11 protein-coding genes are annotated in these 12,060 nt (G+C 62.2%); 1 reads left to right on the top strand and 10 read right to left on the bottom strand.

The features are described 5' to 3' along the window. Window positions 1–117: 117 nt before the first annotated feature. From hflC to ACX0MV_RS03660, 9 genes are all read right to left on the bottom strand, one after another. The gene (hflC, locus tag ACX0MV_RS03700) at window positions 118–987 is read right to left on the bottom strand and encodes a protease modulator HflC (protein WP_458981145.1); all 870 of its coding nucleotides are present in this window, start codon (window positions 985–987) and stop codon (window positions 118–120) included. Beyond that, complete coding sequence (gene hflK, locus ACX0MV_RS03695) at window positions 987–2,147, bottom strand: FtsH protease activity modulator HflK (protein ID WP_458981144.1); 1,161 nt, start codon at window positions 2,145–2,147, stop codon at window positions 987–989. The genes hflC and hflK overlap by 1 nt, the downstream gene beginning before the upstream one ends. Window positions 2,148–2,244: 97 nt before the next feature. Further along, window positions 2,245–3,546, bottom strand: a complete 1,302-nt coding sequence (gene hflX, locus ACX0MV_RS03690) for a ribosome rescue GTPase HflX (RefSeq protein ID WP_458981143.1) — start codon at window positions 3,544–3,546, stop codon at window positions 2,245–2,247. A 13-nt stretch (window positions 3,547–3,559) separates the two neighbouring features. Next, the gene (hfq, locus tag ACX0MV_RS03685; RefSeq protein ID WP_137818587.1) at window positions 3,560–3,820 is read right to left on the bottom strand and encodes an RNA chaperone Hfq; all 261 of its coding nucleotides are present in this window, start codon (window positions 3,818–3,820) and stop codon (window positions 3,560–3,562) included. A gap of 100 nt (window positions 3,821–3,920) precedes the next feature. Continuing rightward, window positions 3,921–4,895 (bottom strand): tRNA (adenosine(37)-N6)-dimethylallyltransferase MiaA, encoded by a 975-nt coding sequence (miaA, locus tag ACX0MV_RS03680; RefSeq protein ID WP_458981142.1) that lies wholly within the window; start codon window positions 4,893–4,895, stop codon window positions 3,921–3,923. Between the two features lie 63 nt (window positions 4,896–4,958). Continuing rightward, window positions 4,959–6,830: a DNA mismatch repair endonuclease MutL gene (gene mutL / locus ACX0MV_RS03675; protein ID WP_458981141.1), complete on the bottom strand. Its 1,872-nt coding sequence runs from the start codon at window positions 6,828–6,830 to the stop codon at window positions 4,959–4,961. After that, the gene (locus tag ACX0MV_RS03670) at window positions 6,827–8,245 is read right to left on the bottom strand and encodes an N-acetylmuramoyl-L-alanine amidase (protein ID WP_458981140.1); all 1,419 of its coding nucleotides are present in this window, start codon (window positions 8,243–8,245) and stop codon (window positions 6,827–6,829) included. Before ACX0MV_RS03670 ends, mutL begins: the two co-directional genes overlap by 4 nt. 20 nt (window positions 8,246–8,265) lie before the next feature. Beyond that, window positions 8,266–8,733: a tRNA (adenosine(37)-N6)-threonylcarbamoyltransferase complex ATPase subunit type 1 TsaE gene (tsaE, locus tag ACX0MV_RS03665; RefSeq protein ID WP_458981139.1), complete on the bottom strand. Its 468-nt coding sequence runs from the start codon at window positions 8,731–8,733 to the stop codon at window positions 8,266–8,268. Next, a complete protein-coding gene (locus ACX0MV_RS03660; RefSeq protein ID WP_458981138.1) occupies window positions 8,721–10,220 on the bottom strand; it encodes an NAD(P)H-hydrate dehydratase in 1,500 nt (499 codons plus the stop codon). Before ACX0MV_RS03660 ends, tsaE begins: the two co-directional genes overlap by 13 nt. A gap of 59 nt (window positions 10,221–10,279) precedes the next feature. Between ACX0MV_RS03660 and queG the strand changes: the two genes are divergently transcribed. Beyond that, complete coding sequence (gene queG, locus ACX0MV_RS03655) at window positions 10,280–11,353, top strand: tRNA epoxyqueuosine(34) reductase QueG (RefSeq protein ID WP_458981137.1); 1,074 nt, start codon at window positions 10,280–10,282, stop codon at window positions 11,351–11,353. Between the two features lie 153 nt (window positions 11,354–11,506). On the opposite strand, the gene orn is transcribed toward queG, so the two are convergent. Then, the gene (orn, locus tag ACX0MV_RS03650; RefSeq protein ID WP_458981136.1) at window positions 11,507–12,049 is read right to left on the bottom strand and encodes an oligoribonuclease; all 543 of its coding nucleotides are present in this window, start codon (window positions 12,047–12,049) and stop codon (window positions 11,507–11,509) included. Window positions 12,050–12,060: the final 11 nt, after the last annotated feature.

Here is a 12,060-nt window from a genome sequence, read left to right as displayed (position 1 = left end):
CCTGGCTACCACCACATCATTCCCGTAGACGCAAAAAAGCCGGGATTTCCCCGGCTACCGCATGATACCACGTTTTCCATAACGATCACCCCGGCGGCTAGCCGCCAGGGTGATAAGTCACGGTTTGGACTTTTCCAAGTAGCGGAAGAAATCGCTATTCGGGTCCAGTACCAGTACGTCACGCTTGTCCGCGAAGCTCTCGCGATAGGCTCTCAGGCTGCGGTAGAAGGAGTAGAACTCCTGGTCCTGACCGTAAGCCTGCGAATAGATCGCGGCAGCTTGGGCGTCACCGTCACCGCGCAGCTCTTCAGCCTGGCGATAGGCATCAGCCAGCAACACGCGCCGCTGACGATCAGCGTCGGCGCGGATGCCTTCCGCCAGTTCCTTGCCTTTCGCGCGGTGCTCACGCGCCTCACGCTCACGTTCGGAACTCATCCGATCGAACACGCTGCGATTGACTTCTTTCGGCAGATCGATGGATTTGACCCGGACGTCGACCACTTCGATGCCCAGCTCACGCTGTGCGGCGCGGTTCAACGAGGCGGTCACATCGGCCATCAACGCATCACGCTCACCCGACACAGACTCATGCAGGGTGCGCTTGCCGAACTGGTCGCGCAGAGATGCTTCCAGACGACGAGCCAGACGCTCATCGGCAATCTGCTTGAGACCTGAGGTAGCGGTGTAATAGCGCTCGGCGTCGAGCACCCGCCACTTGGCATAGGCATCGACCATCAATGCCTTCTTTTCCAGAGTGAGGAAACGCGAACTGGTCGAATCCAGCGTCAGCAGGCGAGCATCGAATTTACGCACCTGATTCACGTACGGAATCTTCACATGCAAACCGGGCTGCACATCAGTGTTGACGATGCGACCGAACTGCAAGAGCACCGCACGCTCGGTCTGCGCAACGATATAGAAGCTGTTCCACGCAACGATGGCGATTACCACGCCAACAATAAGGGCGATCAGCGATTTATTGCTCATCAACGGCTCTCCCTTGTACGCAGCTCTGGCTGGCGTAGCTCGTTACCCATCTGCGTATCCAGGTCGCTGCTAGCAGCACCGCTACCGGAAATGGCGCTAGGGGTCGAACTGCTGCGACTGTCGATCATTTTATCCAGCGGCAGATACAGCAGATTGTTCTGCCCCTTCTCGCCAGTGACCAATACCTTGCTGGTGTTGGTCATCAACTCCTGCATGGTGTCCAGATAGAGACGCTCGCGCGTGACTTCTGGAGCCTTGCGGTACTCGCTGACCAGCGCGGTGAAACGATCAGCCTCACCCTGCGCTCTCGACACGACAGCTTCGCGATAACCCGTAGCCTCTTCGATCAGACGCTGAGCCTGGCCACGCGCCTCGGGGATCACGCCATTTGCGTAGGTTTCCGCTTGGTTCTTCTCACGCTGCTCGTCTTCACGCGCACGGATTACGTCGTCGAACGCTTCCTGCACTTCACGTGGTGCGGCAGCACTTTGCAGGTTGACCTGCGTCACGCTGATGCCGGTGCCGTAGTTGTCGAGGAAGCGCTGCAGGCGATCCTTCACTTCGCTGGCCATCAGTTCACGGCCTTCGGTCAGCACCTGATCCATCTCGGTCGAGCCAACCACATGGCGCACGGCACTATCGGTGGCATGTTGCAGGCTGATCTCAGGCTGATCGACGTTGAGCACAAAGTCCTTCAGGTTGCTGATCTTGTATTGCACGGTCAGCGGCACTTCGATGATGTTTTCGTCTTCGGTCAACATCTGCCCCTGCTTGCTGTACGCACGCTCACGGGTGACGTTTTCCTGGAACTTCCGGTCTATCGGCGGGAAATAGATGTTCAGACCCGGACCGACAGTTTCGTAGTACTTGCCGAAGCGCAGCACCACGGCCTGCTCCTGCTCGTCGACCACATAAATGGCGCTGTACAGCCAGATGGCTGCCAGCAAGGCCAGGCCGATCAATAGCAAGCCAAAACCACCGCCCTTACTTGAGCCGTCGTCACCGCCACGTTTCTTACCGCCGCCGAACAGCCCGTTCAGGCTTTCCTGCAGCTTGCGGAAGGCTTCATCGAGATCCGGCGGCCCTTTGCGGTCGCCGCCTTTGCGGCCACCCCAAGGATCCTGATTGTTCGAGTTGCCACCCGGCTCATTCCAAGCCATAGCGCTCTCCATACTAATAAAGCAAAGACGCGCCCACGGCGCGTCGACCAATGCTACCGAATGCCGGCGGCCAGCGGCAAAACCACTGACGCAGGCTTTATTGCAAAGTGTGTTGCTTCAAAAACTCGACCGGCTGCAAGCCCGCTCGACTGACCAGCCTGTTCAGCTCGATGCGTGGTAGCCGTACCGCCAAGAGGCTGCTGCCATCATCACTGTGTTCTTCGCGCTGGACCGCCCCCTGGGCAAAGAACTGCGCACGCAGCCGCGCCAGATCCTGCGGCAAGCGCAGCGTACCGACAAACAAATCATTGCCGAGCAATTCGGCGATGGCCTGCTTGAGCAACGGCAAGCCTCGCCCGTCGCGCGCCGACAACCATACCCGCTGCGGCTTGCCATCGGCACCGCGCTGAATCTGCGGTTCAACCCCTTCCAGCAGATCCAGCTTGTTGTAGACCTCGAGGATCGGCAACTCATGGGCACCGATCTCGCTCAGCACCGCCAGCACCTGCTCAATCTGCAGATCCCGCTCCGACTCATGGGAGTCGATCACGTGCAGCAGCAGGTCGGAGTTACTCGACTCTTCAAGCGTCGCGCGAAAGGCCTCGACGAGCTTGTGCGGCAGATGGCGAATGAAGCCCACCGTATCGGCAAGCACGATCGGTCCCAGGTCATCCAACTCTAGTCGGCGCAGCGTCGGGTCCAGGGTGGCGAACAACTGATCGGCAGCGTAAACATCGGACTCGGTCAGCGCATTGAACAAGGTCGACTTGCCAGCGTTGGTATAGCCGACCAGCGAAACCGAGGGAATATCGGCACGCTGACGGCCACGTCTCGCCTGCTCGCGCTGGCTGCGCACCTTTTCGAGTTTCTGTTTGATTTGACGAATGCGCACCCGCAACAGACGGCGGTCGGTTTCCAGCTGAGTTTCACCGGGACCACGCAGGCCGATACCGCCCTTCTGCCGTTCAAGGTGAGTCCAGCCACGCACCAGCCGCGTGCTCATGTGATCCAGCTGGGCAAGCTCAACCTGCAACTTGCCTTCGTGGGTGCGCGCGCGCTGGGCGAAGATATCCAGAATCAGGCCGGTGCGATCCAGCACCCGACACTCGAACGCACGCTCAAGGTTGCGTTCCTGGCTCGGGGTGAGGACATGATTGAAAATGACCAAGTCGGCCTCGGCGGCCTTGACCTGGTCACGTAGCTCTTCAACCTTCCCGCGGCCGATCAGGTACTTGGCGGTCAGCCGATTACTCGGCACGCTTAGAAAGGCTACGGTGTCGGCGCCAGCAGAAAGCGCCAACTCCTGAAACTCCTGCGGATCTTCGCGCGACTCGGAGTCCTGACCGTCCAGATGAACCAGGATGGCCCGTTCACCCCCTTGATGGCGCTCGAAGAACAATACAGCCTCCTAATCAGGCGTTACCGGGTTCAGCTTCAGCCTGCTCGCCTTCGGTGGCACTAGGCAGACGCACTGGGCGGCTAGGTACAACAGTCGAAATGGCGTGTTTGTAGACCATCTGGCTGACAGTATTTTTCAGCAAAATCACGAACTGGTCGAAAGACTCGATCTGACCCTGCAGCTTGATGCCGTTGACCAGATAGATGGAAACCGGGACGCGTTCCTTACGCAGGGTATTGAGGTAAGGGTCTTGTAGCGAATGCCCTTTTGACATGTGCCGCACTCCTTTTAGGGGTCAATAATCAATAATTTCGGTAAACCAAGAATGGCTTCAGGCCGAATATCCCCAAGGATAGACGGCTAACGGCAAGGTCTCAGGTCAATATGGAGACCGCTGCCAGGTATTTCAAGGCGCGCGGCAGATTGTCGCACGCCAGGCTGTCCAACCACTCGATATCGGTCCAACTGCGCAGCCAGGTGAACTGGCGCTTGGCCAATTGACGTGTGGCGATGATGCCGCGCTCGCGCATCTGCGCTTCGCTGAGATTTCCGTCCAGGTATTCCCATGCCTGGCGATAACCAACAGCTCGTATAGACGGTAAGCCTGGATGCAAGTCACTTCGTTGACGCAGGCGTTCGACCTCGCTAACAAACCCCTGTTCCACCATCAGTTCAAATCGACGTGCAATACGCTCGTGCAACAGCTGACGCTCGGCCGGGGCTATCGCAAACTGCGCGACAGTATAGGGGAATTGCCCACTGCCAGGCGCGCCACCCGCATGATTTTGCGCGGACTGGCGCTGACGGTGTGCGGTCATCGTCATCCCGCTGACCCTGTAAACCTCGAGCGCACGGGTAAGTCGCTGTGGATCGTTGGGGTGAATACGCGCAGCAGACTCAGGGTCTACAGCAGCCAGCTCACGGTGCAGGGCATCCCATCCTTCGACCTGAGCACGCGCTTCCAGCTCGGCCCGAACGCTCGGGTCCGCGCCCGGCATGTCGGCCAGCCCCTCTAGCAATGCCTTGTAATACAGCATGGTGCCGCCTACCAGCAGCGGTATCCGCCCCCGCGCGGTGATCTCGGCCATGGCGGCCAAGGCGTCCTGGCGAAACTCCGCAGCCGAATAACTTTCGGCCGGATCGCGGATATCGATCAAACGATGGGGGAATTCGGCGAGAACGGACTTCTCCGGCTTAGCCGTGCCGATGTCCATGCCGCGATAGATCAACGCCGAGTCGACGCTGATCAGTTCGCATGGCAGCGCGCGCGCCAACTCGAGCGCCAGGTCGGTCTTGCCGGCGGCGGTCGGCCCCATCAGGAATATCGCGGGCGGTAGGCGTAGCGACATGCTCAAGGCTTCCGACGAGCCGATGGCGCGGCCGAGCAGCGGCCCACGCGCTGTGAATGAAGGCTAGCGCCCACGCAGGAACAGCTTGTCGAGATCGCCCATGCCCAATTGCGTCCAGGTCGGACGCCCATGGTTGCACTGACCACTGCGCTCCGTGTGCTCCATGTCGCGCAGCAACGCGTTCATTTCCGGCAGGGTCAACCGCCGGTTGGCACGCACCGCGCCGTGACAGGCCATGGTGCCAAGCAATTCGTTGAGATGAGCCTGGATGCGGTCGGTGGTGCCGTATTCCAGCAGATCGGCCAACACGTCCTGTGCCAGTCGCGTGGCCTCGGCCTGTTTGAGCAGTGCAGGAATCTGACGGATCGCCAGGCTTTCCGGGCCGAGCCGCTGCAGCTCGAAGCCGAGGCGTTGGAACCACTGTCCATGCTCTTCGGCGCAATCCGCCTCGCGCTGGCTGACCGCAATCGACTCGGGCACCAGCAACGGCTGACCGCGCAAACCCTCGCTGGCCATGGCGACCTTCAAACGCTCATAGGTAATGCGCTCATGGGCGGCGTGCATGTCCACCACGACCAAACCCTGCACGTTCTCGGCGAGGATATAGATACCTTTCAGCTGCGCGATGGCATACCCCAGCGGCGGCACATCGCCCTGCGCGTCCGGCAGACTGGCTGGCCTGCCGGCCATAGGCGCGAAGAACTGCCGATAAGCGCCTTGCGCCTCGGCTGCCGGCAGAGCGGCTTCCGGGCGCTGACCCTGGTAGCCCGCGCCTGGCGACCGCCAGATCGACTCGGCCGGCTGAGGCTCAAGCAAGCTGGTTGCCAAGCCGATTTCACCCTGAGGGCCAAACTCGCCCGCGGCCTGCCCCGTCGGCGCCAGCATGCCGCCAACGGTAGCCGGCGCGGCCAATTGATCCTCGGGGCGCACTTCTCCCAGCGCGCGGTGCAGAGTGCCGTAGAGAAAGTCGTGAACCATGCGGCCGTCGCGAAAACGCACCTCGTGCTTGGTCGGGTGCACATTCACATCGACCACCGAGGGATCGATTTCCAGAAACAGCACAAATGTTGGATGGCGGCCGTTGAACAGCACATCGCGGTAAGCCTGGCGCACGGCATGGGCAACCAGCTTGTCGCGCACCATGCGACCGTTGACGTAGAAATACTGCAGGTCGGCCTGGCTACGCGAGAACGTCGGCAACCCGACCCAACCCCATAGATGCAGGCCGTTACGCTCGATCTCGATAGGCAGCGCTTGCTCGAGGAAGGCCGGCCCGCAGACCGACGCCACCCGCCGCGCCCGGCTGACATCGTCGCCCGCCTCATGCAGCGCCAACACGGTTTTGCCGTTGTGACGCAAATGGAAACCGACATCGAAACGCGCGAGCGCCAGGCGCTTGATCACCTCCTGCAGATGATCGAATTCGGTCTTTTCCGCCTTGAGGAATTTGCGCCGAGCCGGGGTATTGAAGAACAAGTCGCGCACTTCCACCGACGTACCGACCGGATGGGCAGCGGGTTGCACCCGCGGTTGCATGTCGCGGCCTTCGGTTTCCACCTGCCAGGCCTGTTCGGCATCGGCAGTGCGCGATGTCAGCGTCAGCCGGGCAACCGAGCTGATCGACGCCAGCGCCTCGCCACGAAAGCCCAGGCTCATGACCTGTTCGAGGTCTTCCAGCTCGCGGATCTTGCTGGTGGCATGTCGCGCCAGCGCCAGCGGCAAGTCATCGGCCGCGATGCCCGTACCGTCGTCGCGCACCCGCAACAGCTTGACGCCGCCTTGTTCGACATCCACCTCAATGCGTTTGGCGCCGGAGTCCAGGCTGTTTTCCAGCAGTTCCTTGATCACCGAAGCGGGCCGCTCGACCACTTCGCCGGCAGCAATCTGGTTGGCCAGCCGCGGACTCAGCAGCTGGATGCGCACCTGCTCACTCATGGTTGGGATGCCAGTGCAGTGGCTGGAATCTGCAGTTTCTGGCCGACCTTGATCACATCGGAGCGCAGCGAGTTGGCACTACGCAGCACGCCGAGGCTGACCTGGTAGCGCTGGGCGATCAGCGCCAGGCTTTCGCCGGGATTGACCACGTGCTCGCGCGGGCCGAGGGTAATCTTGCCGTTGTCGCGCATCCACGCCACATGGCTGCCGGGCGGTGGATTTTCATGGAAGAACTGGCGCACGCCAGTAACGATGGAGCGCGCAAGGGCCTGCTGATGGGCCTTGCTGGCGAGCTTGCGGGCTTCGTTGGGGTTAGAAATGAAACCGGTCTCCACCAGAATCGAAGGGATATCCGGCGATTTCAGCACCATGAACCCGGCCTGCTCCACCCGCCGCTTGTGCAACGGAGTGATGCGTCCCATGTTGCTCAGCACCTTGTTGCCAACGTTCAGGCTCGACGACAGCGACGCGGTCATCGATAGGTCGAGCAATACGCCGGCGAGCATTCTGTCCTTGTCATCCAGGCTGACGTTGCCAGCGCCACCGATCAGGTCCGACTGGTTTTCCGAGTCTGCCAACCAGCGCGCGGTCTCGGAGGTCGCGCCACGGTCCGACAGCGCATACACCGACGCACCGAAAGCGGCAGCCCTCGGCGCCGCATCGGCATGGATGGAAACGAACAGATCAGCGCCTTTCTTGCGGGCGATCTCGGTGCGCTTGCGCAGCGGAATGAAGTAGTCGCCCGTGCGCACCAACTCGCCGCGAAAGCCCTTTTCGGCATTGATCTGACGCTGCAATTCCTTGGCGATGGCCAGCGTTACGTGTTTTTCGAACTGCCCCTTTACTGGCGACAGGGCGCCGGGATCTTCGCCGCCGTGGCCGGCGTCGATGGCGATCACGACATCGCGCTTGCCATTGGGTACGGGCGTCAGCTTGGGAGGCGCCTGAGTAGGCGTGACCGGAACCTGCGGCGCACTCGCGATGGTGGCGCCAGGCAGGTCGGGCGCGGCATCCGCCGGGCTGTCGAACAGGTCGACCACCAGGCGATGGCCATATTGCTGGTTGGGCGCCAGGGTAAAGCTTTTCGGCGTTACCGCAGCCGACAGGTCAATCACCACCCGCAAATCCTCAGGGGTGCGTTGCGCCGAGCGCATGCCGGTAATCGGGGTGTTGCTCAGGGCCAGTTTATCGAGCTGGGTAGCGAGCTTGGCGCCACCGACGTCGATGACGATGCGGTTCGGTGCGGACAGGGTGAACACGCTGTGCTTGACCGGCCCGGACAGATCGAACACCAGGCGCGTGTTATCCGGGGCTCGCCACAAACGCACGCTACGCACATCCGATGCAGCCAGCACTTCTGCGGCGAACGTCGCCAACATGACTGCAACCACGATGAAAACTGCGCTTATGCGCATAGCCAACCTCTTTATTAGAATCATGCCCCGATGGCCAATGCAGCACACCAGGCTTCGCCGCGCGGGCCTTGCGCCTGCAGACGCAGGCTGCGGCCGGCCGCTTTGGCTGCAATGGTAATGGTCAGGTCTGCCTTTGGCAAAATGCCAACACCTCGCTCGGGCCACTCGACCAGGCATAGCGCATCGCCCGCGAAGTAATCGCGGATACCAAGAAACTCCAGCTCCTCAGGGTCCAGCAGCCGGTAAAGGTCAAAGTGGAACGCGCGAACCTCACCGAGTTCGTAAGGCTCGACCAGGGTAAAGGTCGGGCTCTTGACTGCACCCACATGGCCCAGGCCACGGATGATGCCCCGCGACAGGGTGGTCTTGCCGGCCCCCAGGTCACCCTGCAGATAAATCACGCCTACCCCGGCGGTGACTTCAGCGAGGCGCGCACCCAGCGCGACCATCGCGTCCTCGTCGGCGGCGTACAGCTCTAATTCAGACAAGCCGATTGCTCCTGCAACAACTGACGAATGGCTGCACACAGATCGCCTGCAGCCAACCCACACCCCTGCTCGGCCAGGCGCTCCCCCGCCCGGGCATGCAGCCATACGCCGAGACTGGCCGCATCGAAAGCCGGCAACCCCTGTCCGAGTAACGCGCCAATCAACCCGGCCAACACATCGCCAAGCCCCGCACCCGCCATGGCCGGGTGCCCATGATCACACAGCATCAATCGGCCGGACGCATCGGCAACCAGCGTGCCTGCGCCTTTTAACACACAAATCGTCTGGTAGCGCCTGGCCAGCGCGAGCGCCGCAGCGGGGCGGTCGGCCTGCACTTCCGCTGTGGCGATCCCCAACAGCCGCGCGGCCTCGCCCGGATGCGGCGTGATCACGCCACCAGCCGGCATCTTGACCACGCCTTCGGCCAACAGATTCAGCGCATCAGCATCCCAGACCTGCGGCGCAACGCTGACAGCTGCCGCCGAAAGCAGGCTGCGGCCCCATGCCGCTTGAGCCAACCCCGGCCCCACCACCCACACATCAGCGTTCGCGCCGAGCGCAAGCAATTGATTGGCCGACGCCACGGCGGCGCCCATCACCTCAGGCACACGCGCCTGCGCAGCCGGCAGATGCTCTGCACGGGTGGCCAGCGACACCAGGCCGGCGCCTGCGCGCAAGGCACTTTGCGCCGAAAGCAACGCCGCACCAGCAAAACTGCGGTCGCCACCCACCACCAGCACATGACCCAATTGGCCCTTGTGCACGTTGCGCGGCCGTGGCGACAACGGGCGAATGTTCGCCCCGGCCAGGCGTAACGCGCTGAAACCTTGCGCGGCAACGAGTTCGGCATCGGCCTGCAGATCGTCGAACACCAGCTCGCCCACCCAGTCCGCCGCGACGCCTGTGAACAGGCCTAACTTCAGACCGATCAGCGTCACGGTCAGTCGCGCGCGCACCGCTGTGCCCAGCACCTGACCGGTGTCAGCGGACAGCCCTGAAGGAATATCCACCGCCATCACCGGCAAGCCGCTGGCGTTGATCGCCTCAATCGCGGCGGCATACGGCTCACGTACTGCGCCGGTCAGGCCGGTACCCAGCAGCGCATCGACCACTACACCATCGAGCGTGGCGGTCTCGTTCCAGCGCTGCAGCTTTATCCCGGCCTCTTGAGCCGCATTTCGCGCCAGGGCTGCATCGCCCTGCAGCTGCTGCGGGTCAGCCGCTGCCAGTACCTGCACCCGCCAACCGGCGCGCTGCGCCAGCGCTGCCAGCAGGTAACCATCGCCACCGTTGTTGCCACGCCCGGCCAGCACGGTGAGCGCACCGGCATCCGGCCAGCGCCGCCGCAACGCTCGCCAGAGCGCATGGGCCGCGCGATTCATCAGTTCGAAACCCGGAGTGCCGGCGGCGATCAGCCGTGCATCGAGCTCGCGAACCTGGGCAGCGCTGTATAGCGCGAGGGGAAGATTGGCGGGTGAATGAGGCATGCGCGGGCTCCGATGTCTGGCAGAATTATACCCACCTCTGCTCCGGTTACCTGCCCTGTATGCGCACCGACTCCCTTGACCTCACTGCCCTCGCCCAATCGATCAAGGAATGGGGTCGCGAGCTGGGCTTTCAGCAGGTCGGCATCACCGGGCTGGAGCTGGGCGAGCATGAAGCGCACCTGCAACGCTGGCTGGAAGCCGGCTATCAGGGCGAGATGGACTACATGGCCGCCCATGGCAGCAAACGCTCGCACCCTGAACAGTTGGTGCCCGGTACGCTGCGGGTGGTCTCGCTACGCATGGACTACCTGCCTGGCGATACCCAGATGGCCAGGCGCCTGGGCGAGCCGGAAAAGGCCTACGTATCGCGCTACGCCTTAGGCCGCGACTACCACAAGCTGATCCGCAAGCGCCTGCAGCAGCTCGCCGAGCGCATCCAGCAGCAGATCGGTCCGTTCGGCTACCGCGCCTTCGTCGACAGCGCACCGGTGCTGGAAAAGGCCATCGCCGAACAGGCGGGCCTGGGCTGGATCGGCAAGAACACCTTGGTGCTCAACCGCAAGGCCGGCAGTTATTTCTTTCTCGGCGAGCTGTTTGTCGACCTGCCGCTGCCGGTGGACGACCCGCACGCGAGCGAGCATTGCGGGCGCTGCACGGCCTGCATGGACATCTGCCCAACCGCGGCCTTCGTCGGCCCCTATGTGCTGGACGCACGGCGCTGCATTTCCTACCTGACCATCGAGCTCAAGGGCGCGATTCCCGAAGAGCTGCGCGCCCCAATCGGCAACCGCGTGTTCGGTTGCGATGACTGCCAGATGGTCTGCCCCTGGAACCGTTTCGCCCGCCCGACCGAGCAAAACGACTTCCAGCCGCGCCACCAACTCGACAATGCCGAGCTGGCGCAGCTGTTTCGCTGGAACGAAGAGGAGTTTCTGAGTCGCACCGAAGGTTCGCCGTTGCGCCGCGCCGGCTATGAACGCTGGCTGCGCAACTTGGCGGTCGGCCTGGGCAACGCCCCTTCGAGCATCCCCGTACTCGAAGCGCTGGAGTCGCGCCGCGAGCATCCGTCGGAACTGGTGCGCGAGCATGTGGCGTGGGCACTGGCGCAACACCAGAGCCGCAAACCTGGTTAGTCCGCAGCCAAACTACGTGCGCTGTTGTAAGGTGGACATAGCGAAGCCTTTTCCATCGCTGACGTGCAGATGGTGGACAAGCCTTCGGCATGTCCACCCTACGAGCCCCTAGGGCCAACCCATAACGATAGGTTACGATTTTTTTAGCGAACCTCAGACCTTAAGCAGGTGCTGGCGGTAGTACTTGAGTTCGGCAATGGACTCGCGGATATCGTCCAGCGCCTGGTGGCTGCCCTGTTTGACGAAGCCGTCCTTGACCTGCGGCGCCCAGCGCTCGGCAAGAATTTTCAGGGTGGAGACGTCCAGGTAGCGGTAGTGGAAATAGGCTTCCAAGGTAGGCATGTAGCGGTACAGAAAACGCCGATCCTGGCCGATACTGTTACCGCAGATCGGTGACTTGCCCTTCGGTACCCACTGCTCGAGAAAGGCGATGGTCTGCGCCTCGGCTTCGGCCTGGCTGATCGTGCTCTCGCGTACCCGCTGAGTCAGGCCGCTCTGGCCGTGGGTGCGGGTGTTCCATTCATCCATGCCGGCAAGCAGCTCATCGCTCTGGTGCACGGCGATCACCGGCCCCTCGGCGAGGATATTCAGCTCGCTATCGGTCACGATGGTGGCCATCTCGATGATGACGTCCGTTTCCGGCTCCAGCCCGGTCATTTCCAGGTCGATCCAGATCAGATTCAATGGGTTCTGCATGGTGCGCGTGC

It is taken from the genome of Pseudomonas cistanchae (assembly GCF_054483635.1).
The sequence above is the reverse complement of the archived record's forward strand: the minus strand, read 5'-3'. Positions and strand labels throughout refer to the sequence as shown.

Excerpts from the sequence above, each read along its gene's own strand:
- hflC (WP_458981145.1), bottom strand. The coding sequence starts at position 987 with ATGAGCAATAAATCGCTGATCGCCCTTATTGTTGGCGTGGTAATCGCC.
- hflK (WP_458981144.1), bottom strand. The coding sequence starts at position 2,147 with ATGGCTTGGAATGAGCCGGGTGGCAACTCGAACAATCAGGATCCTTGG.
- hfq (WP_137818587.1), bottom strand. The coding sequence starts at position 3,820 with ATGTCAAAAGGGCATTCGCTACAAGACCCTTACCTCAATACCCTGCGT.
- miaA (WP_458981142.1), bottom strand. The coding sequence starts at position 4,895 with ATGTCGCTACGCCTACCGCCCGCGATATTCCTGATGGGGCCGACCGCC.
- mutL (WP_458981141.1), bottom strand. The coding sequence starts at position 6,830 with ATGAGTGAGCAGGTGCGCATCCAGCTGCTGAGTCCGCGGCTGGCCAAC.
- ACX0MV_RS03670 (WP_458981140.1), bottom strand. The coding sequence starts at position 8,245 with ATGCGCATAAGCGCAGTTTTCATCGTGGTTGCAGTCATGTTGGCGACG.
- ACX0MV_RS03660 (WP_458981138.1), bottom strand. The coding sequence starts at position 10,220 with ATGCCTCATTCACCCGCCAATCTTCCCCTCGCGCTATACAGCGCTGCC.
- queG (WP_458981137.1), top strand. The coding sequence starts at position 10,280 with ATGCGCACCGACTCCCTTGACCTCACTGCCCTCGCCCAATCGATCAAG.
- orn (WP_458981136.1), bottom strand. The coding sequence starts at position 12,049 with ATGCAGAACCCATTGAATCTGATCTGGATCGACCTGGAAATGACCGGG.